General features: G+C 60.6%; 26 protein-coding genes and 1 tRNA gene. 14 read left to right on the top strand and 13 right to left on the bottom strand.

Annotated elements, in window-relative coordinates; genetic code table 11:
• Positions 1–8: 8 nt before the first annotated feature.
• Positions 9–1,115: a hemin ABC transporter substrate-binding protein gene (locus I6E74_RS04825; RefSeq protein ID WP_197123436.1), complete on the bottom strand. Its 1,107-nt coding sequence runs from the start codon at positions 1,113–1,115 to the stop codon at positions 9–11.
• Positions 1,116–1,250: 135 nt separating this feature from the next.
• On the opposite strand from I6E74_RS04825, the gene I6E74_RS04830 reads away from it, so the two are divergent.
• From I6E74_RS04830 to groL, 3 genes are all read left to right on the top strand, one after another.
• A complete protein-coding gene (locus I6E74_RS04830; protein ID WP_197123438.1) occupies positions 1,251–1,547 on the top strand; it encodes a DUF3263 domain-containing protein in 297 nt (98 codons plus the stop codon).
• A 3-nt stretch (positions 1,548–1,550) separates the two neighbouring features.
• Complete coding sequence (locus tag I6E74_RS04835; RefSeq protein WP_197123440.1) at positions 1,551–2,147, top strand: LytR C-terminal domain-containing protein; 597 nt, start codon at positions 1,551–1,553, stop codon at positions 2,145–2,147.
• 128 nt (positions 2,148–2,275) lie between these two features.
• Positions 2,276–3,904: a chaperonin GroEL gene (gene groL / locus I6E74_RS04840; RefSeq protein ID WP_197123442.1), complete on the top strand. Its 1,629-nt coding sequence runs from the start codon at positions 2,276–2,278 to the stop codon at positions 3,902–3,904.
• Between the two features lie 186 nt (positions 3,905–4,090).
• On the opposite strand, the gene I6E74_RS04845 is transcribed toward groL, so the two are convergent.
• The 3 genes from I6E74_RS04845 to I6E74_RS04855 all read right to left on the bottom strand — a co-directional run bounded on the left by I6E74_RS04845 (position 4,091) and on the right by I6E74_RS04855 (position 6,929).
• Positions 4,091–4,381, bottom strand: a complete 291-nt coding sequence (locus I6E74_RS04845; protein WP_197123444.1) for a WXG100 family type VII secretion target — start codon at positions 4,379–4,381, stop codon at positions 4,091–4,093.
• Between the two features lie 39 nt (positions 4,382–4,420).
• A complete protein-coding gene (locus tag I6E74_RS04850; RefSeq protein WP_197123446.1) occupies positions 4,421–6,142 on the bottom strand; it encodes a HAMP domain-containing sensor histidine kinase in 1,722 nt (573 codons plus the stop codon).
• A gap of 94 nt (positions 6,143–6,236) precedes the next feature.
• A complete protein-coding gene (locus I6E74_RS04855) occupies positions 6,237–6,929 on the bottom strand; it encodes a response regulator transcription factor (RefSeq protein ID WP_197109572.1) in 693 nt (230 codons plus the stop codon).
• 143 nt (positions 6,930–7,072) lie between these two features.
• Between I6E74_RS04855 and I6E74_RS04860 the strand changes: the two genes are divergently transcribed.
• Complete coding sequence (locus I6E74_RS04860; protein WP_197123448.1) at positions 7,073–7,345, top strand: hypothetical protein; 273 nt, start codon at positions 7,073–7,075, stop codon at positions 7,343–7,345.
• Positions 7,346–7,355: 10 nt separating this feature from the next.
• Here I6E74_RS04860 and I6E74_RS04865 read toward each other — a convergent pair whose 3' ends face one another.
• Complete coding sequence (locus tag I6E74_RS04865) at positions 7,356–8,003, bottom strand: hypothetical protein (RefSeq protein WP_197123450.1); 648 nt, start codon at positions 8,001–8,003, stop codon at positions 7,356–7,358.
• Here I6E74_RS04865 and I6E74_RS04870 point away from each other — a divergent pair.
• On the top strand, positions 7,997–8,293 hold the full coding sequence (locus tag I6E74_RS04870; protein WP_197123452.1) for a hypothetical protein: 297 nt from the start codon (positions 7,997–7,999) through the stop codon (positions 8,291–8,293). The genes I6E74_RS04865 and I6E74_RS04870 overlap by 7 nt on opposite strands.
• Here I6E74_RS04870 and I6E74_RS04875 read toward each other — a convergent pair.
• The 3 genes from I6E74_RS04875 to I6E74_RS04885 are packed head-to-tail and all read right to left on the bottom strand — an operon-like array spanning position 8,290 to position 12,073.
• Positions 8,290–9,939, bottom strand: a complete 1,650-nt coding sequence (locus I6E74_RS04875) for a DNA repair helicase XPB (RefSeq protein ID WP_197123454.1) — start codon at positions 9,937–9,939, stop codon at positions 8,290–8,292. The genes I6E74_RS04870 and I6E74_RS04875 overlap by 4 nt on opposite strands.
• 24 nt (positions 9,940–9,963) lie before the next feature.
• Positions 9,964–11,820 (bottom strand): helicase-associated domain-containing protein, encoded by a 1,857-nt coding sequence (locus I6E74_RS04880; protein ID WP_197123456.1) that lies wholly within the window; start codon positions 11,818–11,820, stop codon positions 9,964–9,966.
• Positions 11,807–12,073 carry a hypothetical protein gene (locus I6E74_RS04885; protein ID WP_307784382.1) on the bottom strand — a complete coding sequence of 89 codons (267 nt, stop codon included), beginning with the start codon at positions 12,071–12,073 and terminating at the stop codon, positions 11,807–11,809. Before I6E74_RS04885 ends, I6E74_RS04880 begins: the two co-directional genes overlap by 14 nt.
• A gap of 64 nt (positions 12,074–12,137) precedes the next feature.
• Between I6E74_RS04885 and I6E74_RS04890 the strand changes: the two genes are divergently transcribed.
• Both I6E74_RS04890 and I6E74_RS04895 read left to right on the top strand, forming a co-directional pair.
• Positions 12,138–12,521 (top strand): cold-shock protein, encoded by a 384-nt coding sequence (locus tag I6E74_RS04890; protein WP_197123460.1) that lies wholly within the window; start codon positions 12,138–12,140, stop codon positions 12,519–12,521.
• Positions 12,514–13,212 carry a DUF3027 domain-containing protein gene (locus I6E74_RS04895; RefSeq protein WP_197123462.1) on the top strand — a complete coding sequence of 233 codons (699 nt, stop codon included), beginning with the start codon at positions 12,514–12,516 and terminating at the stop codon, positions 13,210–13,212. Before I6E74_RS04890 ends, I6E74_RS04895 begins: the two co-directional genes overlap by 8 nt.
• Here I6E74_RS04895 and I6E74_RS04900 read toward each other — a convergent pair.
• The gene (locus I6E74_RS04900) at positions 13,209–13,454 is read right to left on the bottom strand and encodes a DUF2530 domain-containing protein (RefSeq protein WP_197123464.1); all 246 of its coding nucleotides are present in this window, start codon (positions 13,452–13,454) and stop codon (positions 13,209–13,211) included. The two genes, I6E74_RS04895 and I6E74_RS04900, sit on opposite strands and share 4 nt — an antisense overlap.
• 9 nt (positions 13,455–13,463) lie before the next feature.
• Positions 13,464–14,576 (bottom strand): phosphoserine transaminase, encoded by a 1,113-nt coding sequence (gene serC, locus I6E74_RS04905; protein ID WP_197123466.1) that lies wholly within the window; start codon positions 14,574–14,576, stop codon positions 13,464–13,466.
• Positions 14,577–14,616: 40 nt separating this feature from the next.
• Between serC and I6E74_RS04910 the strand changes: the two genes are divergently transcribed.
• The 6 genes from I6E74_RS04910 (at position 14,617) to I6E74_RS04930 (ending at position 17,814) form a co-directional block, all read left to right on the top strand.
• Positions 14,617–15,318 (top strand): metal-dependent transcriptional regulator, encoded by a 702-nt coding sequence (locus tag I6E74_RS04910; RefSeq protein ID WP_197123468.1) that lies wholly within the window; start codon positions 14,617–14,619, stop codon positions 15,316–15,318.
• A gap of 348 nt (positions 15,319–15,666) precedes the next feature.
• Positions 15,667–16,164, top strand: a complete 498-nt coding sequence (locus I6E74_RS04915) for an HNH endonuclease (protein ID WP_197123471.1) — start codon at positions 15,667–15,669, stop codon at positions 16,162–16,164.
• A gap of 80 nt (positions 16,165–16,244) precedes the next feature.
• Positions 16,245–17,252, top strand: coding sequence for a CHAP domain-containing protein (locus tag I6E74_RS04920; protein WP_197123472.1), 1,008 nt, complete (start codon positions 16,245–16,247; stop codon positions 17,250–17,252).
• Between the two features lie 67 nt (positions 17,253–17,319).
• Complete coding sequence (locus I6E74_RS04925; RefSeq protein ID WP_197123474.1) at positions 17,320–17,547, top strand: hypothetical protein; 228 nt, start codon at positions 17,320–17,322, stop codon at positions 17,545–17,547.
• Between the two features lie 5 nt (positions 17,548–17,552).
• Entirely contained in the window at positions 17,553–17,684 is a 132-nt protein-coding gene (locus I6E74_RS14550; RefSeq protein WP_255529114.1) for a hypothetical protein, read from the top strand.
• Positions 17,685–17,742: 58 nt separating this feature from the next.
• Positions 17,743–17,814: transfer RNA gene (locus I6E74_RS04930), tRNA-Arg, on the top strand.
• Between the two features lie 68 nt (positions 17,815–17,882).
• Here the strand turns inward: I6E74_RS04930 and I6E74_RS04935 are convergent.
• Positions 17,883–18,149 (bottom strand): hypothetical protein, encoded by a 267-nt coding sequence (locus I6E74_RS04935; RefSeq protein WP_197123475.1) that lies wholly within the window; start codon positions 18,147–18,149, stop codon positions 17,883–17,885.
• A 101-nt stretch (positions 18,150–18,250) separates the two neighbouring features.
• Here I6E74_RS04935 and I6E74_RS14560 point away from each other — a divergent pair, with 101 nt between their 5' ends.
• Entirely contained in the window at positions 18,251–20,908 is a 2,658-nt protein-coding gene (locus I6E74_RS14560) for an HAD-IC family P-type ATPase (RefSeq protein WP_197123477.1), read from the top strand.
• 67 nt (positions 20,909–20,975) lie between these two features.
• Here I6E74_RS14560 and I6E74_RS04945 read toward each other — a convergent pair whose 3' ends face one another.
• Both I6E74_RS04945 and I6E74_RS04950 read right to left on the bottom strand, forming a co-directional pair.
• Positions 20,976–22,286 (bottom strand): ABC transporter permease, encoded by a 1,311-nt coding sequence (locus I6E74_RS04945; RefSeq protein WP_197123479.1) that lies wholly within the window; start codon positions 22,284–22,286, stop codon positions 20,976–20,978.
• Positions 22,283–22,981 (bottom strand): ABC transporter ATP-binding protein, encoded by a 699-nt coding sequence (locus I6E74_RS04950; protein WP_197123481.1) that lies wholly within the window; start codon positions 22,979–22,981, stop codon positions 22,283–22,285. The genes I6E74_RS04945 and I6E74_RS04950 overlap by 4 nt, the downstream gene beginning before the upstream one ends.
• Positions 22,982–23,042: the final 61 nt, after the last annotated feature.

Here is a 23,042-nt window from a genome sequence, read left to right on the forward strand (position 1 = left end):
TGCCCGCTCTACGACCCTGACGTAGGCGCGTAAATTGCCCGAGCGAGGGCATCAAGCACCGTGACCGTGCGCGGGCCGAAACTCAAAATTTCGCCGTCATCCATCTCGACAAACCGCTGGTTTTTGCCAGCCTCCGTGAGGGCGACCGCGGGGCGAGCTTCGAGCAATCCACTCACGCCGCCAACACTGTCGAGACCCCCAGTCATCACCAGGATGAGATCAGGATTCGCCGCGACCATGGCCTCATCGGTCATCGGGCGCATACCTTCGAGCCCGATCTCGGCTGCGACATCCACCCCACCAAGAGCATCGATCAGCACATCAGAGCCCGACTCTTGGCCGAACAAATAATAGATACCCGAGGTGCCCCGCAGGTAGAGAAACATCATGCGCAGTCGGTCGCCCGAGGGCACGATGTCAGCGATCTCAGCGATCTTCGCCTCAATTGTGGCGCTCAGCTCTGCAGCCAAGGCATCACCGGCGGCAGCAACTCCCAGCGCGGCCGCCGTCTGACGGGCCAACTCGGCAATGCCCTCAATAGAAGGATCCGTGTCCACAAACACCACCGGAATGCCCGCATCGCGCAACTGCAACACCACATCGATCGGACCAATAGAGCCATCCGTCAACACCAGATCAGGGCGCAACGCCAAAATGGCCTCACTGTTGACGGTGTGAGCGTTAGAGGTGATCACCGGCAAATCGGCTGCCTCATCAAACGTCGTCGAAATATCGCGCGCCACCAGCGAATCCAGCATTCCCAGACCAGCAACCGTCGCCGCGATCGACCCCGAAATGTCCATCGAAATCACCCGGTCCGTCGATGACACTGTGACGGGCACATCGCCGGCCAAATCGTGCGAAACGACCGTCACCGGCAACGACTGCACTGGCGCCTCCTCAGGAGCCAGAATTCCGGATGAGGGAAGAGCCGCCTGCACCAGCCCGCTGTAATCCTTCGCATCGTCCAACACCGTCAGCGCCGACAGCGGAGAAGCCAAATCGGCTGTAACCGTCACAGCCGGCGTTTCGGCAATGGTGGCGGCCGAACATCCGCTCGCTGCAAGCACAACGCCAGACAACACCGCCGCAGCAGTGAACAGTCGAGTGCGCATGACAACCAATCAGAAATATCGGGTACTAAGGCAATCCTAACCTCGACTGTCTCCAATTGGTCCACGAAGCCGAGTCGTTCGGGGGAGCCACAGCCCGCACACCCTAGGCTTACCAGCACAGTGGAGGGAATTGCCGTGCCAGAAAACGAAGCCGCGTCGTGCCCCGCCACCGGCCTGTCCGAACGTGACAGCGATATCCTCGACTTCGAGCGCGAATGGACCCGCCACGTCGGCGCCAAAGAAGAGGCCATCAGCTCCCAGTTTCATGTCTCAAGTGCGCGCTATTATCAAATGCTCAATGCGGTAATCGACTCACCGGCAGCCGTGCGCTATGACCCCATGTTGGTCTCGCGACTGCGCCGCAGCAGAGACAACCGGATGCGCACCCGATCAGTGCGCAGCCCCCACCACGACGAAGAATTGACAGACTAAGCAATGGCGAGCTACCCGAAAGACCGATTCGACGAACTACCCGAGGACGTAGACCGCATTGGAGCCCACCGCGGCCCCAAACGACGCGGCCGCGGCTGGATCGGCTTCGCCTGGGCGCTACTCGCCACCGGCGTTCTCGTCTTTGGCGGCCTCTTCGCCCTGAGCCAGTACCTCGATGACGACCTCGGCATCCCCTTCTTCGCTGCCCCCGAAGAACCCGCCGTCAACCCCGAACCCGCGGAAACCGTCGCGCCCGTCACCGACCCCGCCACAATCGACCCCGAACGCGCACTAACCATCGACGTGCTCAACGGCACCCCCGAAAGCGGACTCCAAACCACCGTCTTCGACGAACTCACTGCAGCAGGCTGGCCCACCGGCAGTGCAGCGCCCGCCTCCTCGCGTGACATCGAAGACACCTACGTGTACTACAGCAACCCCGACGACGAAGACGTAGCCTCGGGCCTCGTCGCTGCCATCGGCCGCGGCGAAATCCGCCTAGTGGAAGATGACATTTTCCCCGGCGTAGAACTCACCGTCGTCATCGGAACCGACTACCTCGCCCCCGCCGTGGAAGCAACAGAAGAGCCCACAGAATAAAGGGAAGCCCGCACGCTGCGCCGTCTTGCACTCACCCCTGTCGAGTGCTAATTTTGACCTTGGCACTCGCGTAGTTCGAGTGCCAACTTATTCGCTTGTACGACGTCCGGGAGGGACGAGAAACACACATGGCAAAGATCATTGCTTTCAACGAAGAGGCCCGTCGCGGCCTTGAGCGCGGCCTGAACATTCTCGCTGACGCCGTAAAGGTCACGCTCGGCCCACGTGGTCGCAACGTTGTTCTTGAGAAGAAGTGGGGCGCTCCCACCATCACGAACGACGGTGTATCCATCGCCAAAGAAATCGAGCTCGACGATCCTTTCGAAAAGATCGGTGCCGAACTCGTCAAAGAGGTAGCGAAGAAGACGGATGACGTAGCCGGAGACGGTACGACCACTTCTGTTGTTCTTGCTCAGGCTCTCGTTCGCGAAGGCCTCCGCAACGTTGCTGCGGGTGCAGACCCCATCAGCCTCAAGCGCGGTATCGAAAAGGCAACCAACTCGGTCATCGAGGCACTCATTGCGAGCGCCAAGGAGATCGAAACCAAGGAAGAGATCGCAGCTACTGCATCCATCTCTGCTGGAGACCCCGAGATCGGTGCACTTATCGCTGAGGCGATCGACAAGGTCGGCAAGGAAGGTGTTGTCACCGTTGAGGAGTCGAACACGTTCGGCACCGAGCTTGAGCTCACCGAGGGTATGCGCTTCGACAAGGGATTCCTGTCGGCATACTTCGTCACTGACCAAGAGCGCCAAGAAGCGGTCTTCGAGGACCCCTACGTTCTTATCGTCAACGGCAAGATCTCGAACATCAAGGATCTTCTCCCCATCGTCGACAAGGTAATCCAGAGTGGCAAGCAGCTGCTCATCATTGCTGAAGACGTTGACGGAGAAGCCCTCGCAACTCTCGTTGTGAACAAGATCCGTGGCATCTTCAAGTCGGTTGCTGTCAAGGCTCCTGGCTTCGGAGACCGTCGCAAGGCTCAGCTCGCTGACATCGCCATCCTCACCGGTGGTCAGGTCATCTCCGAAGAAGTTGGACTCAAGCTCGAGAACGCAACTCTCGAACTCCTCGGTCGCGCCCGTAAGGTCGTTATCACCAAGGACGAGACCACGATCATCGAAGGTGCTGGTGAAGAAGAGGCGATCGCAGGTCGCGTCAAGCAGATCCGCGCCGAGATCGACAACACTGACAGCGACTACGACCGTGAGAAGCTCCAAGAGCGTCTCGCCAAGCTCGCCGGTGGTGTTGCAGTCATCAAGGCTGGTGCCGCAACTGAGGTTGAACTCAAGGAGCGCAAGCACCGCATCGAGGACGCAGTCCGCAACGCCAAGGCAGCTGTTGAAGAAGGAATCGTCGCCGGTGGTGGCGTGGCCCTGATTCAGGCTGGCAAGATCGCTTTCGACAGCCAGGCAATGGCTGACTTGGTCGGCGACGAAGCAACCGGAGCGAACATCGTTCGTGTTGCTATCGACGCACCGCTCAAGCAGATCGCACTCAACGCAGGCATGGAGCCTGGTGTCGTTGCTGACAAGGTTCGTCACCTCCCGATTGGTCATGGCCTCAACGCAGCTACCGGCGAATACGTCGACATGCTCGCTGCAGGAATCAATGACCCGGTAAAGGTGACTCGCTCGGCTCTGCTTAACGCATCGTCGATCGCCGGTCTGTTCTTGACGACCGAAGCCGTCGTTGCTGACAAGCCTGAGAAGAACCCGGCACCCATGGGTGACCCGTCGGGTGGCATGGACTTCTAAGTCCCACCGCTCTACACCGCTTCACTGCACTACACAGAATGGGCGTCTCCTTCGGGAGGCGCCCATTCTGTCGTTAACGCGAGTTTCTGCGGGTGGGGGAGTCTCTAACGCCCGCAGTGTGCCGAGGTCTGCCCGGAGCGTGCCGGAGCGTGCCGGAGCGTGCTGTCAGCGTGCGAAGGCGTGCTGCTAGCGGGAGAAGAGGCGAGCATTTGCTGCTTCAATCTCCGCATACTGCTGCCCTGCTTGGCTGAGCGCGGTGTTGATGGCAGCGAGGTTCTCTTCTACTCGCTGCTGAGTTGCCTTCCAGTCGGTGACGACAGCGGAGAAGGCTGTCGCCGCCTGCCCTGTCCACGAACCCTGCAGGTTCGTGAGCTGACCGTGGAGGCCAGCAACTTCGGCTTGGATGCGGCTGATGGAATTCTGTACCGCTCCGGTGGCGCTGAGAACGGCTTCGCTATCTACTTGGTATCGAGTCATACCTCGACGGTAGATTCTGACATCCGGTCGCTGCGGCGACTATTCCTCTTCGGTGTCCTCTGAGGGGCTGGGAGCGCTGGGGAGGAGAGGAAGCTCAACGCGGAAGGTTGCGCCGCCTCCGGGCGTCTCGAGCGCCTGCACGGTGCCGTGGTGGGCTGCGACGATGGCCGCAACGATTGCTAGCCCCAGACCGCTGCCACCGGTGTCGCGGTTGCGTGAGCTGTCAGCACGCCAGAAGCGTTCGAAGACCTTGGCGCGAATCTGTTCGGGAATGCCCTCGCCGTGGTCGATGACCGAGAGTACAGCCAATTGACGCTCATGGTCGACGCCAACGCCAATCTCGACGGGAGTATCAGTCGTGAAGCGCAGCGCGTTCGTGACGAGGTTGGTGAGCACCTGGCGAATCTTGTTCTCTTCGGCCATGACGACGGCGTTGAGGTCTTTCGGCACGGGCGCAATGGCCTGAGTAAGGCGAGCGGTTGCTTTGGCAACGGCGGCCGACTTCTTGCGGGATGCCAGTCGTGAAAGCCGGGCACCGGCAGCGGCAATGGGGCCGGTGGCGAGCGCAGCAACACCGCGCGAGGGCGTGCTCGGATCGGGGTGGGAGCTCTCGGGAAGAGTGATCGCCTTGGTATCTGTGTCGGCATCAGCTGAAGTCTCAGTCGTGACGACGGCGTCGGATTCGATGCGGGGGTTGGTGTTGATCACGGTGACGACGCGGCCGGTAGAGGCACGGGCATCCATCGCTGCATCATTGGCCAACGGCAAAAGATCGACTTCGGTGAACTGCACCGGCTTGCTGCCATCAATGCGCGCCAACTCGAGCAGGTCTTCAACGAGACCACCCATACGGATAGCTTCCTTTTCGATGCGCTCCATGGCCTGAGCAACGTCATCCGGTTTGGTAATGGCGCCCATGCGATAAAGCTCGGCATAACCGCGCACGGTGACGAGCGGGGTGCGAAGTTCGTGGCTAGCGTCACCGACGAAGCGGCGCATCTGGTCGATCGTGCGCGCACGGTCGGCGAAGGCGCGATCAATTCGACCAAGCATGGAGTTGAGGGAACGATTGAGGCGCCCCACTTCCGTGTTGGGGGTAGCAACAGACAGCCGCTGGTCGAAGTCTCCGTCGGCAAAGCGGGCTGCAGTGGCTTCCACTTCGCGGAGCGGCGCAAACGTCGAGGTGACCAAAAGGCGGGTGAGCGCTCCACCGACAATGACAACAGTGAGACCAAAGAACAAGAAGATGGCGGCGTAACGAGCAACGATGGCGTTGGAATCACTCAGGTCGCGAGCGATAACGACCGTCACGAAGTCAGGGCCAATGGTGCTGATCGCGGGGTAGGCGATGACCCGCCATTGCCCTCCAATAGCGGTGCTCGGGAGAGTGAACGGCTCGGTCTGAGAATTGGCAACGGCGATGGTGAGGCCGTCGAGAACAGGCCGCGAGGCATCCTCTTCTCGGCTATTGCAGCGCATGCTGCCGTCGTAGTTGAGGACCGCGAAATAGAGGTCATTGGGCAGGAGAGAAACACTGCACTGGGGGTCGCTAGTTGTTCCCGTGTATTGGATGCGGCCATCGAGCCCGTCGGCGGCCACGGTGATCTTGTCGTCAGTTTGCTCGATCAAGTAGTCGCGCAATACTGCGGCGGTGCCAACACCCGCAACGAGGAGGCCCATGGTGAGCAGAAGCACCGTGACTCCGGTGACCTTGGTGCGCAAAGAAATGCGGCTCCAGGCATCTGGGATGTTCTCCTGCATGATAGTGAACGGTACCTTGCGTGGCTGGGAATCGGGAACGAGTATGGCCAGCTAAACATGAGAAATTACATGTCTGGCTGGCCATCACGGGTGGTTACGGCTTTGCTGCCTTCAGCATGTAGCCGAATCCACGCTTGGTCTGAATGATCGGCTCTTCGGTGTGCTGATCGAGCTTGCGGCGCAGGTAGGAAATGTAGCTCTCCACGATGCCGGCGTCGCCGTTGAAGTCGTATTCCCAGACGTGATCGAGGATCTGAGCCTTCGAGAGCACGCGGTTGGGGTTGAGCATGAGGTATCGCAGCAGCTTGAACTCAGTCGGACTGAGTTCGATCTGTTCGCTGCCGATAGATACCTCGTGGGTGTCCTGGTCCATCGTGAGGTCGCCGGCGCGGATGATCGTCTCTTCGTCATCCTGCATCGTGCGGCGAAGAATCGCCTTAATGCGGGCCACAATCTCATCGAGGCTAAAGGGCTTCGTGACGTAGTCGTCACCACCGACGGTGAGGCCGGTGATCTTGTCCTCAGTGTCATCTTTTGCCGTGAGGAACAAGATGGGGGAGGTGTAGCCGGATGCGCGGAGGCGCTTGGTCACTCCGAAACCGTTCATGTCGGGCAACATCACGTCGAGGATGATTAGGTCGGGTTCTTCTTCAAGAACAGCCGAGATGGTCTGGGCGCCGCTTCCTACCGCGCGCACCGCAAATCCCGCGAAGCGCAAGCTCGTCGTGAGCAGATCGCGAATGTTTGGTTCGTCGTCAACAATGAGAATTTTCGGTCCGTCAGCCATGTGCCCAGTATCTGCGTGTTTCCTGAACGTGACCTGATAGGTCAGGGCGTGTCGGCAAGCTGTTCACCAATTAGTTCATTGAGTATTTGTTAATTTTAAGCATAGGGTGGCCGTATCGGGATCAGGCGAAGGGGAATCAACTGATGAAGAGATTGATCGTAGGAACACTCATCGCGTTTGGCGTTGGAGCCCTCGTGCTCGCCGCCATCACGATTCTCTCGAGCCTCGCACGGTCGCACGATATTACGTGGTGGAGCGTCAATGGGGTCACCCCAATGTGGCCGCTGAGCGTCGGATTCGGTGCTCTCTGGCTGATGGCCTTGAGCTTCGCCTTTCTCGTTCTCCTTTCGATAGTCGGCCTGGTGAAAGACTTCATGATCACGCGTCGTGCTCGCCTCGAGGGCGAACCGGTCTGAGACAACGCGCCTACCCCGTGAGCTGAAAGAGGTACGCGAACGCAGGCCTGGTGTACGCGATGCCTCGGCCGCTGGCATGAATGAGCTCGGCGGTGGCCTGCTCTGGTTTCGTGGGAATCAGATAGCGATCGAGATCGCTACTGTCGATTCTGTAGCGCCCGTCGCGGTGGTGGACCGCGCCCACCAGAGTCAGCCGAGGATCGAGCGCGGCAAGGCTCGCATCCCCGTGGCTGCTGTTGGCAAGGAAGAGTCCGCGCGGCGCTAGATACCGCGCGCAGGAATCCCACGCGGGGCCGGTGAACAGGGCGATGATCAGGTCGAAGGATGCGTCGGGCAGCGCAAGCGGCTTCAGAAAATCGGCCTTGAGGAAAGTGATCTCAGCTGCGGCTCCCGGCAACGTGGCGCCTTCCAATTCGCTCCGGACCCGCTCGGCGTCGGCGAAGAACGCGGCGGCCCGGCGGTCGGTGTCGACATAGGTGACGGCGGGAATGCTCGAAGACGGGGAGAGATCGAGATAGCTGCCCACGTTGAGGGCGGATGTCGGTGTCCAATGCTCGAGCAGCGCACGGTACAGGCCTGACCGATCACCGATCGACTCCCGATAGCTCAGCCACGATGGGCTCGACTGCGATGACGTGGACGATGGCGACTGTGGCATCGAAAGGACTCCCTAGGGTTCCGTGGCCGGGTTCCACCGTAGCCGGTGCGGTTGACGCTGTTGTGGCTCTCGGTGGTGAGCGCGGTGCCGCATCCGTTCATCTCGACTTCAGGGTTACCCGGGAGCACACTGGAGAGATGGATGACTCAGCCGACACCGTCGCGGGGGATGCCGCGTGCTGGCTGCCGCGCGTCTGCGAGCAATGCGGTGCTCTCGTTGAGGGTGAGCTCCCGGCGCCGTGCTGGCGCTGCGGTGTAATGATGGGCGGCGAGCAACCAGAGCTGCCCTAAGCGGTAAGGTCTGCGGCATCCAAAATCGTGTAGCTGTAGCCCTGTTCGGCCAAGAACCGTTGGCGGTTTTGTGCGAAGTCTTGGTCGACGGTGTCGCGTGCCACGAGCGTGTAGAAGTTGGCGGGCAGCCCGCTCTCCTTGGGGCGCAGCAGACGGCCAAGTCGCTGAGCTTCTTCTTGGCGTGAGCCAAACGAGCCACTGACTTGGATGGCGACGGTTGCCTCGGGCAGGTCGACTGAGAAGTTGGCAACCTTCGACACGATGAGCACCTTCGTGATGCCGTCGCGGAACTCTTGATACAGACGCTCGCGTTCCGGAACAGAGGTGGCACCCGTCAGCTTGGGAGCATTCAGCTGATCAGACAGATCATCGATCTGGTCGAGGTATTGCCCGATAACGAGAATGCGCTCGCCGGCGTGCTTTTTCACGAGCGCGCGCACCACGTCAGTTTTAGCGGGTGCTGTTGCGGCCAGTCTGTAACGTTCGTCGTCAGCGGATGCCGCATACTCAAGCCGCTCGCTCTCGGGGAGGTCAACGCGCACTTCGAAGCAACTGGCGGGGGAGATGAAGCCCTGCGCCTCAATCTCTTTCCACGGGGCATCGAAACGCTTGGGGCCGATGAGGGAGAACACATCGCCCTCGCGCCCATCTTCGCGAACAAGCGTCGCGGTGAGGCCGAGGCGACGGCGCGCTTGCAGATCAGCGGTGAGCTTGAACACGGGCGCAGGCAACAAGTGCACTTCGTCATAAATGACAAGGCCCCAGTCGAGAGCATCCAGCAATGCAAGATGGGCATACTCGCCCTTACGCTTCGCCGTCAGGATTTGGTACGTCGCGATCGTGACAGGCAAAATCTCTTTCACCTGGCCCGAATACTCACCCACTTCTTCTTCCGTGAGGGTGGTTCGTTTCAAGATTTCGGCTCGCCACTGACGGGCAGAAACCGTGTTGGTGACCAAAATGAGGGTTGTGGTGTTGCTTTGCGCCATCGCGCCGAGTCCCACGAGGGTCTTGCCGGCGCCACAGGGCAGCACGACGACGCCTGAACCGTGGTCGAAGAAGTTGTCGATGGCGTGCTGCTGGTACTCGCGCAAACCCCAGCCCGAGGCATCCAGAGCAATCTCGTGAGGTGTGCCTGGCGTGTAGCCGGCGTTGTCTTCTGCCGGCCAACCGAGCTTGAGCAGCTCTTGCTTGAGTTGCCCTCTGGCCCACGGCTGAACCACAAAAGTGTGGTCGCCGCGACGCTCGAACAGCAGGCTCGCGACCTTCTTGGCGCGCGTAATTTCGCGCAACACCGCGGGATCGGTGGCGGTGAGAGTGAGGGCGCCGTCATCATCGCGATCAATAACAAGACGGCCGTAGCGGCCCACTGTCTCCGCGATATCGACGCTGACGCTTTGAGGGATGGGAAACTTCGAATACTTTTCCAGTGTCTCCAGCATCGCTGCAGCATCATGGCCAGCGGCGCGCGCATTCCACAGCCCCAAGCGCGTGATGCGGTAGGTGTGAATGTGCTCAGGAGCCCGCTCCAGCTCCGCAAACACGGCCAAATCATGGCGCGCGTCTTCGGCCAAAGGGTGTGCGACCTCAAGCAGAACCGTGCGGTCAGACTGCACGATCAGAGGTCCGTCGGGTGCTGTGTTCATCCGACCTAGACTACGCCCGGATGCTTAGCGTTCGTTGGTGGCTTCCACCCCGACGATGCTCTTCAGCGGCAACGTTCGCTCAATATCTGCCGCACGGTCGAGGCCGCGCATGCGCCCAGCGGCGACGCTCGAAGGTTCGAGTGTGTACTGCACGAGATGCCCATCCGGCATTTTCACCGTGACAAAGAGCAACAGCTTGTTGCGAATCGCGACCTCAATCTGTCGCGACAACCACGCCTGATCTTCGTCGCCGGTAGCGCCGCCCTGACCGCTGCGAAGCTTCGCCAGCAGTTTCTCGGGGCCATCGTCGTGAGGTTCTTCGACGTGTGAAGCACTGATTTGGTCGCGTCGCAGCGACAAGATTGTGCCCTCCGAGTTCTCGGCGGCAACCGGGTAACGGGCATCGCTGAGCGCCCAAAAGAGCTGCTCAACACCGAAACGCGAGACCAAACGGTCGCCTTCGAGGCATAAACCGAATGCTCCAAAGTTGGGGTCAACCGCGATCGACTGCAAGAGAACGGGGTCGGGAGAAATCACATAGCTACCGGCCACGCCAGCCTGGCCAACCCGCACAAGCCCATGACGAGCCGCAGCCTCAGCCAACAAGTATTCGACCGGTTGCGGCACGCCCGTTAAGGAAATTTCGGTCAGGAAGCTGCGAATGCCGTCGAGGGTCTCGCCGAGCGTCATAGCATGGTGCAGGCTCGATCGAGAGATCCGATACGTGGATGCCAGAGCGCGAGTCTCAACGTCAGCGATCACGCGCAACCGGGCATCCAATTGCGGCGCCAACGGGCCGGGCGAAATCACGCTGAGGTCGGGCTGCACATACACCTGATGCACTTCGTTCGGAAAAACCGCAGCCATGGCGGCTGTTGCTTCCGTCGTGGTGCTGGTGAGCAGTGCAACGCCAGCGCTACTCGGCAGACGATTAGCGGTGACGCCAAGCAAGCTGGCATCCCGGGCATACCGGCGCACCTTTTCGAGCACCGAATCGATCCCCGCGGGGTACAACCAGCGCATGTAGTCTTCGACGCCGTTGCCCCAAAAGCTCTGCGTGCGGTCGGCCAAAATGGTGCGGATGTCATCAGGAATTCCCTGATGCCACGCCTCAGCCAGCTGCACCCAGCGTTCGGCCGCACCACGCGACATCCATTCGGTGGCGTCGGCGGTTGGCATCCATTGGGCGTTCGTTGTGGCAATGAGCCCGGCACGTTCGGCGATGTCGACCAGGCCGGCAATTTTGTCGAGCGGCACAGACATGGCTGCCGCCAGCCGCTTTGAGTCGGGGAGCGAGACTCCACCGCGAGCCAGATCGCGCACGGGGCTGGAGCGCAGCTGGTTGATGAGTTCGGTGACCTCGTTGGTGGTGGCGAACGCGTTCTCGGCGGCGATGCTATCGATGCTGTCGCGTTCCGAGGGTTCGACCGACGTGAGAGTGGATGGCGCTGGTGCGTCGAGCAATTCGCCGGTAGATGGCAAACCATCGAACGGCCAGCCGGCCAACTGGTCTGTGACGCCGTCTGGGGCGCTGTAGCGACCGCCGCGGTGGATGAGCAGCGCCAGACTCACGAGTCGATCGAGCCGCCGCTGAACGGCAACCTCGTCGTCACCGAAGGGCCCGACGGCAGAGGCGACTTCCTGCGCGGTGAGAGAAGCAGTGTCAGCGACCACAGCAAGAGTGGCGAGCGTGGGGCGGTCGAGATCTCGCAACACGCGTTCAACAGAAGTGGACTGTTGCAGAGCATCCGCCAAATCAAAGAAGTCGCTGACGGAGTTGCCGCGCACAATGCGTGAGCGCAACAACTCGAGAAGTTGATCGTCGTCTAGTGCCCGCAGTTGAGCGGCGAGCAAAAGAGCCGCATCGCTAATTGTGGCCATTCCTATATTCACGTTGGCGGCGGCGACCATTCAACACGACAAGGGTGATGATGAAAACGACGCCCAAAGGCAAAGCAAAGTAGGGCATAGTGATCACTGCGGGCCACACACCGTAATCGAATACGGTTTGGCCCACTGCGGTAGCAACGACTACGGCGACAAAGCTAAGCACAGCGAGTGCGATCGAGATGGCGACCAGGTAGGCGAGCACACGCTCGATGCGGAGGTCACGTTCAGTTGAGTGATTTGTCACGTTGACAAGGATACGCGCCCGTTTACGTTCTAAGCTTGAGTCACGAATACAAAGGAGCATGCCCATGCCTACCGGCAAGGTTAAGTTTTACGACGACGAGAAGGGTTTTGGCTTCATCATGAGTGATGAAGGCCAAGAGGTCTTCTTGCACGCCTCAGCGCTGCCAGCGGGCACGACTGGGATCAAAGCGGGTACACGCCTCGAGTTCGGCATCGCTGACGGCAAGAAGGGCGCTCAGGCACTCTCCGTGCGCGTCATGGATGCTCCTGCAAGCATGGCCAAGATTAACCGCAAGCCTGCCGATGACATGGCCGTGATCATTGAAGATCTCGTCAAGCTCATGGACGGCATTGGTTCTGGTCTCAAGCGCGGTCGTTACCCCGATAAAGCCCACGGCGCCAAGATCGCCTCCATGCTACGTAAAGTTGCGGACGAACTAGATGCCTAATAGCCAGTACGAAAAGCTTGCTCGAGGGGCACTCCTCGAGATCACCACTGATGCGTCGATTGGTGCGCTCGTCGGTGAGCAGATCGAAAGCGAAGGCACCGTTTCGGTTCTCTTCTCTTCGGCTCTGCCGGGCTATCCGGGCTGGAATTGGACCGTCAGCGTCGCACACGTTGAAGGCGAAGAACCCACGGTTCTCGAAGCAGAACTTATGCCGGCCGAGGGCGCACTGCTCTCGCCTGACTGGGTGCCGTGGTCGGAACGTCTCGCCGAGTACAAGGCCGCGCAGGCTGCATCTGAAGCTGCGGATGCCGAAAAGGCCGCTGCAGAAGAAGCCTCCGACGACGACGATCTCGACGACGATGACGATGAGGGCGACGACGAATTCGGCTCGTCCGTATTGCACGGAGGAGACCTCGACGGTGTCGATATCGACGCATCGGATGACGATGACGACGACGACGACGATGTCGATGATGATTTCGACACTGGCGCGTTTCGTGGCGGCGACCACGAGGGCGTAAGCATCGATGACCTCGACGACTCGGACGATGATGACGACGAGGACGAGGACGACGACGACGACGACGATTCAGACGACGCTGAACTCGATGACGACGATGATCTCGACGATTCAGATGACGATGATGACGATGATGACGATGATGACGACGATTCGGACGAAGAAGACTAGCGAGTGCGCTTTCCGCGCCGTACGTGCGTGTAGATCAGGCCGATAAGGCCAAGCACGAGCCCCGCAACGGCCGTCCAAAGCCACCACAGGTTTCCGGATGCGTTGAGCGGCTCGATAAAAAGCAGCAGCAGTGCGAGACCGATGATCCACAACACCATGCCCACGAGCATGGCTTTGCGGTCGTCGGTCTGCACCGGCTCAGGATCGGGCCGGCGTTCCGAGTCTTTCAGCCAGATACGCACGGTTTCAGATTAGTGGCTGTTGGTGATCACGTACTCGATCGATGACACCAATTTGCGGATGTCATCCGGCTCGATTGCAACGAAGGTGGCAACGCGCAGTTGGTTGCGGCCCAGTTTGCGGTACGGATCGGTGTCGACGATTCCGTTGGCACGGAGCGTCTTCGAGATCGCGGCGGCATCAATCGCGTCATCGAAGTCGATGGTGGCGATGACTTGCGAGCGGTGCTCCGGGTTGGTGACGAACGGGGTAGCGACATCGCTGGCGGCAGCCCAGTCGTAGAGCACCGACGAGGATTCGCGGGTGCGAGCATCCGCCCACGCAAGCCCACCGTTGCCATTGATCCAGTCGATCTGGTTCTCGAGCAGCAGCAGGGTGCTGAGTGCGGGAGTGTTGAGCGTTTGGTTGAGGCGCGAGTTGTCGATTGCGTTCTTGAGCGACAAGAACTCGGGGATGTAGCGGCCCGATGCTGCGATGCGCTCGACGCGCTCGATTGCTGCGGGGGAGAAGAGAGCGATCCACAGGCCGCCATCGGATGCAAAGTTCTTCTGCGGTGCAAAGTAGTAGACGTCAGCCTGGTTGGCGTCGAACTGCACGCCGCCTGCTGCGCTGGTGGCATCCACGACGGTGAGCACGTTCTCGTCATCGAAGCGACGCACCGGCGCCATTACACCGGTGGAGGTTTCGTTTTGCGGGTAAGCGAAGACGTCAGCGCCATCGATATCGTCGAGTTCAGCCAGCGACCCGCCCGGGGCGGTGACGACATGAGGCGATTCAAGATGAGGTGCTGCGGCTGCTTTAGCGAACTTGGAACCGAACTCTCCGAAGGAGAGGTGAGCGCTGCGACGTTCGATGAGCGCGAAGGCTGCGGCATCCCAGAATGCGGTGGAGCCTCCATTGCCGAGTACTACTTCGTAGCCCTCAGGAATCTGGAAAAGCTCTCCAAGGCCCGCACGTACGCGGCCAACGAGGTCGCGAACCGGGGCTTGGCGGTGAGAAGTGCCGAGAATGTTTCGCGCGCCAGAAACGAGATGTTCGATCTGTTCGGCGCGCACTTTGGAAGGGCCAGCTCCGAATCGTCCGTCGGAGGGAAGGAGGTCAGTAGGGATCGTCAGGCTCGGCATGCGTCCAATTCTATTGGCCAGTTCGGGCTAGTCTGGTTTCATGACCGATCTCGTTGACACCACCGAGATGTACCTGCGCACGATTCTTGATCTCGAAGAAGAGAACATTGTCCCGTTGCGGGCCCGCATCTCTGAGCGGCTCGGCCACTCTGGCCCGACCGTTTCGCAAACCATCGGCCGCATGGAACGTGACGGCCTTGTCGTCGTCGAAGGCGACCGCCACCTCGAATTTACGGTGGAGGGTCGGCGCCGCGCCACGCATGTGATGCGCAAGCACCGCCTCGCTGAGCGACTCCTCGCCGATGTCATTGGTCTCGATTGGGCGCTCGTTCACGACGAAGCATGCCGGTGGGAGCACGTGATGAGCGAGCAAGTTGAGCGCAAGCTCATCGAGATCCTTGATCACCCCACTGAGTCGCCCTATGGCAACCCGATTCCTGGCTTGGAAGAGTTGGGTGGAGTTGCCGCGGCATCCTTCAGCGACGGGATGGTGAACATTGTCGACCTCGTCGCAGAAACAACGACCCCCGTGACCGGGCTCATCCGTCGACTGGGTGAACCCGTGCAATTCGAACCTGAACTGTTGCAGCAGCTGTTTAGCGCTGGCGTTATGCCTGGCAAGACAGCCACGTTCGCCGCTGCAGACTCGTATGTTGCGGTCACGGTGGAGGGTTTTGGCGAAGGTCTCGAGCTGCCCAACGAGGTCGCCGTGCATATCTTTGTGGAGAAGCCGAGGGCGTAGCGTTCTGATTCACTTTTCGAATCTGGCGTTCACCGAGGCGTAACCGTCTCGTCAATCAATTCGGCGCGCCCGCGTGCAAGGAGCCCGAAAAACTGGGTTAGCCTATAGCCCTTGGAGTTCACGAATGAACCGGAGAATCGCATGTTGAGTAGGTGCAGCATCCAAACCGTGGATGCGCGTGCCCACTTTTGCATACGACACAGCAGTACTGTGCGCAGCAGTTTTTGCGCGCTGAATCACTAGGCATCGTCTTTCGACGGTGCCTTTTTGTGTTTCTGCCTCCTTTTCGCTGAATTTCAGGGAAGTCGATTGCCTGCAAGCCGTGCAGGCTCTTTCGAGAGGATGACAATGCGCACTTTGGTACTGAACGCTGGCTATGAGCCGCTCGCGGTCGTGTCCTTCAAACGAGCCGTCGTGCTCGTGATGAATCAGAAAGCGACGGTTGTCGCTGCCGACCCGGATAATCCGGTGTGGAGCGCGAGTGAATCGTGGGAGCGACCGTCGGTCATCATCCTGCGAAATTATGTGCGTATTCCATCGACGCGCAGGTTGCCGGTTTCTCGCCGTGGAGTGCTGCGACGTGACGGTCACCGTTGTGGCTATTGCGGGGCTTCAGCGAACACTATCGACCACATCATGCCTCGCTCGCGTGGTGGTGAAGATTCGTGGGAGAACCTGGTGGCGTGCTGCTTGCGATGCAACAACAAGAAGAGTGATCGCACTCCCGCGGAGATGAATTGGCGACTGCTCATCAAGCCACGCCCCCCACACACGAGCGCATGGCTTGTGCGGGGGATTGAAAGGGCACTCCCAGATTGGGAAGAATATTTGGCACCGGCCGCATAACTGTTATGCTGTTGTGATTATTCTTGTGTTCAAGGATTTCCCTAGTTTTCCTTGAATGCGCTCCACGTGAAGGTTTCCGATTGTCCCGTATCTCGACTGATGGCCCGGATGTTTCCGGTGTGCCCTCTGCGGAACCCTCGAGCGAGGCCCCTGTCTTTCTTTCGCGTCGTGAGGCGCGTGCCGCCCGCGACGCTGCCCTTGCAGGCACACCGGTAGTTGCTGCAGTTGCGCCGCATATTCCGGTGGCTCCGGCTGCCGTGGCTCTTGAGGAAGCGCCGGTTCTTTACACGGCTGCTTCCGCCGCGCCAATCAATCGTGCTGTTCCCATGGATGCCGAACCGCCTCGTGCGGCGAAGGTTGCCAAGGTCAAGGCCAAGCGCGTCCGCAAGAGCCCACTTCGCGCAGTAGCGTCGATGGCTGTCATCGGCGGCCTTTTCGCTGTCGCCGGGTTGCCGGCCTACGGCCAAGGCGGTCTGATTTCAGAAGACGGCACGCTTGCATCCGTCTCTGCCGTGGCAGATGTAGCGCAGGCAAACGTGCAGTCAGTTACCGTCAGCGCCGAGCTGGAATTACCCGAGCTCACGCGCGATCAGTTTGAGGCGACGTCGCCCGAAGACTTGGTAGTGATTCAGCAGCAGGACGCGATTGCGTCTGCAAACGCGCTCTACGCTGCATCGGGCGCTCAAGCACTGGGTGACGACTACCCGTGGCCAACGGCGGGTTCCACTCTTTCGCCATTGAACTATTACTACCGCCAGTGCACTGACTTTGTGGCATGGCGTTTGAACCGCGATGTCGGTTCATTCGCTGCACCCTTCCGTTGGGCGTGGGCTGACCTCACGCCAAACGGTGGCGATGCCTACCAGTGGCAGTCTGCATGGCAGGCCCACGGTTGGACCGTGAGTGCGACTCCCGTTGCCGGTTCTGTCGCGTGGTTCGGCTGGGACAACCACGTCGCCTACGTGAAGCAGGTCAATGCCGATGGCTCAGTTTTGCTTGAGGAATACAACTACGTGGCCCTCTCTTATGGCCAGCGCACGATCCCGGCCAGCGAGGTCGAGTCGTTCCTTTACCCGCCAGGCCAGTAGCTGTTTGGCTTGACTGTGCGCTGGTGAGCCTGAAACCAGCAAGAACGACTCCGTGGAGTAATCGATCATGACTGACGACGAACTCATGGCAACGTTCGAAAACAACACCATCGCGCCTGCTGCGTTTTCGCACGAACGTCACGTTCGCGTGGCGTGGTTGCTGCCGCGTATGTATGGCGCTGTCGACGGCTTCGAACGTCTCGTGGTCGGCATCACGAGCATGGTCGGGTGGGCAAGCCGGATGCTTTTCATGTCACGCTCACTCGCGCCTGGTTCGGCCTCATTGTGCTGGTAGATGACGTGGACATCAAACGTTTCTACTCTCCTGAGCGCATCGCTGAGGGTCGCACGCACTGGCTAGCGCCCGACCTCCAGCCGCTGCAGTATCCGCTCCCAGCCGCGATCGATGGTGTGGCACCGCCGGGTTCCTAGTGCCAGCGCCTCGTGCGGAGGGAACTCAGCGCGGGTCTCGGCTACACTCGAAACGCCAGCCTCTGTAGCTCAACGGAAGAGCAACTCCGTCCTAAGGAGCAGGTTGGGGGTTCGAATCCCTCCAGGGGCACACTCGATCAGTGCCAACGCCGCTCGGGGATCAGGGCGCGAGGGTTGCCTGAGGTTGTCTACAGGCGACTAGTCGATCACGGATGCTCGGGTCTCAGCCCTTCTCGCAACCCACGTGGAGACGATGAAAGCGGCGGCAATAGCCACAACGACGAGAGTCCATCCCGTGGCGGTTGCCAAAGATGTGACCAGTTCTTCGGGCTCACCGCTTGGAGAGCAGAAGAGGCCAGGCGGAAACACGCTGCGACGGAACCCCACGTTCGGACCAACTTTCTGGAACCTGAGCGCCTCGATGCATGCACGGATGGCATCGTCTGGATAGAGCGCGAACAGCACGTCGCGGACGGAAGGGTCTTTGGGGCGGTGCCCATCAGCGCAGTGTCACGTTCGCACGCACACCTCTAGTCGTACCAACGCCACCGTTGTAGCGTGGGGCTATGACAACAGGCGTGTCGGAGGAACCGTGGCACGCGCTCGATTCTGCTGAGGCGTTTGTTCGTCTGAAGACGAGCGCGCAGGGACTGAGCGCCGCCGAGGCCACCGAACGGCACGCCGAGTATGGGCCGAATCGGTTGGAAGTGCGCAAGCCAACGCCCGCCATCGTGGTGGCATTGCGACAGTTTCGTTCGCCGCTAATCGCGATCCTGTTGGTGGCCGCGACGATTACGCTGCTGCAGCAAGATTGGGTCGACTCGACCGCCATTCTCATTGTGCTCGTGCTGAATGCCTCGATTGGTTTTTGGGAAGAGACCCGGGCCGAGCGAGAAATGCGAGCCCTCGCCTCGCTCGCTGTTCCCCGGGCACGCGCTCTGCGGGACGGCCACGTCATCCGTCTTCGAGCGGTGGAGCTCGTTCCGGGTGATGTTGTCACGCTGGAGAGCGGTGAGCAGGTAACCGCCGACGTCAGAATTGTTGATGCTCACGCGCTTCAAGTTGATGAATCGATGCTCACGGGCGAGTCGGAGCAGGTTCACAAAACTCCTGAAGCGGTTCCCGTGCATGCGGCGACGGCCGACCGCCGCGGGATGCTTTACAGCGGTACGTTCGTCACGTCTGGCCGTGCTCGTGGTGTGGTCGTCGCGACGGGACGCGACACGGAACTGGGGCGGATAAATGAACTGATCCAAACCCGCCCGGAGAGAACGCCACTTCAGCGGAGTATCAACAGTCTCGAACGCCGTATTGGAATTTTTGTGGCAGTCGTTGCCGTCGCGGTCATCGCCACTGGTCTGTTGCTCGGCGAAGAACTCGAATCAGTCTTGCTGTCGGCGATCGCCATGGCGGTAGCAACCATCCCTGAGGCCTTGCCCGTCGTGATGACGGTCGCGCTGGCACTCGGCGTGCGCCGGATGGCAACCCAGGGCGCGATCGTGCGCACGCTGCCGGCCGCCGAAACACTCGGCTCGACGACGGTGATTGCGAGTGACAAGACGGGCACGCTCACGCAAAACCGCCTCGCCGTCGAGCGCGTGTGGGTGCCGGACCGCGGCGTCATTGAGGTTGAGGGCATGCGTTACGAGCCGAGTGGGGTGCTGCACGACCTCATCATGGCGGGTGCCCTCGTGAACGAGGCACACTCGCGCGATGACGACGAAGGTGGTTTCATCGGTGATGCCGTCGATGTTGCGCTTGCAGTGCTCGCTCGCTCGCTTGGTGTCACGAGTGACGATGACGAGCCCGATCAGGTGGCACGGCTGCCGTACGAACCACAGAACCGTTATTCACAGTCGCTGCGCCGTAGCGACCAGCGGGAGACGGACGCGGCACTCATGCTTTACGTCAAGGGCGCGCCGGAGCTCGTGCTCTCGATGTGTAGCGAGGAGGCCGGGGGAGGCCTCCTTGAGGCGACCGCACGCCAGGGGGTGTACGACGCCCAGGCTCAACTGGCCAGCGATGGTTACCGCGTGTTGGCAATCGCCTGTCGAAGTGTGCAGCACAACGAGCTCACGGGTCCGGAACTTCCGCACCCCAGCAAGCTGCAACTGCTCGGCCTTGTTGCTCTCACCGACCCTCCGCGAGCGGAGGCGCTCGAGTCGATCGCCCTCTGTGTTGGGGCGGGGATCCGCGTCATCATGGTGACGGGTGACCACCCGTTGACGGCTACTACGATCGCACGACGACTCGGAATCGCCGACTGTGACGATGTAATCACGGGGGCTCAACTCGACGACTTAGACGATGCTGCGCTAGCTGACCGGGTGGCTCACGCTGGCGTTATCGCGCGTGTTTCACCGTCAGACAAGCTTCGCGTTGTTCAGGCGTTACAAGCCATTGGGGAAACGGTTGCAGTAACGGGGGACGGCGTGAACGACGCACCCGCGCTGAAAGCGGCCGCTATCGGTGTCGCGATGGGCAAGGCGGGCACTGACGTTGCGCGAGAAGCTGCGGATGTCGTGCTCACTGATGACCGTTTTGCCACCGTTGTCGAGGCGGTTCGGCAGGGCCGCATCGTGTTCTCGGCCATCCGCAAATCAACGTTCTTTCTGCTGTCGACTGGCTTCGGAATCATGCTGGCCGTCGCTATCAGCTTCTTTTTCGATCAGCCACTGCTGCTTATCCCGGTGCAGGTGCTGTGGATCAACGTTGTCACGAGTGGTCTGCAAGATGTTGCGCTCGCGTTTGAACCCGCCGAGGGGGACGAGCTACGGCGGAGGCCGCGGGCAGCGCGCGAGGGGATCCTGTCGCGGGAGTTGTGGATGCGCACCGTGATGTCGTCGAGCTGGATGGCGACCGTGCTGATCATCACGTTCCAGCTGGCGCTCGCCGCAGGCTATGAACTGGATCGCGTGCGCACGATCACGATGACGGTCTTTGTTCTGATGAGCTTCTTCCAAGCAGGTAGTGCGCGTACCGAGCGGCGTTCGCTCTTCACCATCAGTCCGTTCAGCAACCCGTTCCTTGTTGCGACCGCCCTCGGCTCGCTTGGGCTGCAGTGGCTTGTGATGACGTGGCCGGTGAGCGCCGGCGTGCTGCAACTCGTGCCGCTCACGGTCGGGGAGTGGATGGGGTGTGCAGCCGCCGCGTCGACCGTGCTGATCTTCATCGAGGTCGAAAAGTTTGTGCGCCGAACGTTGGTCCGGCGGTCGAGGGTGTGAGTTCTACACAAAGGCGTAGCGAGAGAACGGATGCTGTTCTCTCGCTACGCCTGAAGCATTCTTAGTCCTATTCGTACCGCAGTGACTCCACCGGGTCGGCCTTGGCGGCGCGAGCGGCGGGCAGGGTGCCTGCCAAGAACGCGATGGCCATGACGACGAGGATGATGACGGTGATCGAGAGCGGGTCGAAAGCGATCAGGGTCAGTCCGGGGAGGTCCGCGAGCACCGCACCGGAGAGGACCGAGCTGATGGCGGTTCCGGCGAGCATCCCGATTCCGGCGCCGATGGCGCTACCGAGGAACCCGATGAAGACGGCTTCGAGGCTGAAGAGTCCGAAGATCTTTCCGCTGCCCATTCCCATCGCCTTCATGAGACCGATTTCGCGGGTGCGCTCCTGCACCGACATGAACAGGGTGTTCACGATTCCGAAGCTGGCGGCGAGCAGAGCGATGATCGCGAAGGCGTTCAAGACGAGAACGATGGCGTCAATGACCGTCTTCACCGTGCCGAGTTGGTCGGCAACCGTCGTACCGGTGTAACCGGCATCCGCAAGATTGTCCTTCAACGCGGTCACGTCAGCATCGGTGGCGGCGGGGTCGAAGCGGATGCTCGCCTCGGCGTAGCGCTCCAGCTGGTCATCCGGTAGGCCGATGTTTTGGGTGTCGTAGAGGCTGTCGGTCAGGGCAGCGTTGACGACGAGACCGCCAGCGCCCGGAGCGGCGACGCTTTCTTCAGCGACGCCCACGATGGTGGCATCCACCAGGTGCTGGGTGCGCTCGGCATCGGTGATGGCGATCGTGAGGGTTTCGCCGACGGCCGCATCAGCATCCGCGAACCCCAAAGGCTCGACGAAGGAGATGGGGAGGTCGAGCTCGAACGCGTCGGAGGCAGCATCCGGTTCTGCACCGGCAGCAAGCTGCACGCTCTGGCCGGTAACGAGTCCACCGACGGAGGTGACGTACTGGGTGCCGTCGCCGTACTGGATCCAGTCGGGCGTGATCGACTTGGTCGCTCCGACGCTCAGTACGCCGTCGACTTCGGCGATCGTGTCGAGGTCGTCGGGGGTAAGCGCAACAACGGTTCCTCCCTCGTTGGGGCCGAATCCGCCGCTGGAGACCGCATCAGGGTCATATTCGGTGGGGCCTGAGGAAGCGCCGAAGCCGCTGTCGGCATCCGGCGTCACGGAGACAGTCATGACATCTTCGGCGCCGATCGAGGTCACGGTGTCGTCGATGTATTGGTTAATGCCGGTGCCCAAACCGTTGGTGATGGTGAGCGTGAACGCTCCCACGAAGATCGCCAAGATGGTCAGGATCGTGCGGGTTTTAGCGCGGAAGGTATTTGCTACCGCCGTGGTGAAGAGGTCGAGAGTTTTCATGCGGCCACCTCCGTGGTGTCGGTGACGAGCAGGCCATCGCGAATGTAGAGGCGGCGGTCACAGCGAGCAGCCAAGTCTTCATCGTGGGTGACGACGATGAGAGTGATGCCGTGTTCGCGGTTCAAGTTGAAGAGGATATCTTCGACAACAGCGCCCGTGGCGGTGTCGAGGTTTCCCGTGGGCTCATCAGCGAAGATGATGCGCGGGTTGTTGACGAGAGCGCGAGCAATGACTGAGCGCTGCTTTTGGCCACCCGACAGGTTCACTGCCTTGTTGCCGGCTTTGTCGGCCATTTCCAATTGTTCAAGGGCGGCGAGGGCGCGCTGCTTGCGTTCGCTGCGCTTCACGCCAGAAATCTTCATCGGCAGCATCACATTCTCGAGCACCGAGGAGTTGGCGGTGAGGAAGAACTGCTGGAACACGAACCCGAACGTCTTATTGCGTGCCTGGTTGAGGCTCTTGCCGTGGAGGGTGCTCGTCTCGACGCCTTCAAGCTCTATGCTTCCGGATGTCGGAGCATCGAGCAGCGCGAGGACGTGCATGAGGGTCGACTTGCCGGAACCACTCTTGCCGATGATGGCAATGCTTTCGCCTTCGTTGATATCGAAGGAGACGCCCTTGAGGGCATCGAAACGGTTGGGGCCGCGGCCGTAGGACTTGTGGACATCCTTGACTCGGATGATGGGCGTTTTCATAACCACAAGCATCCTCGTCCGCGCTCTCCAACGAATCAGCCTGCGGTAGACACCTGACTAC

Origin of the sequence: Salinibacterium sp. SWN139 (genome assembly GCF_015864625.1) — a bacterium.
Lineage (GTDB): Bacteria > Actinomycetota > Actinomycetes > Actinomycetales > Microbacteriaceae > Rhodoglobus.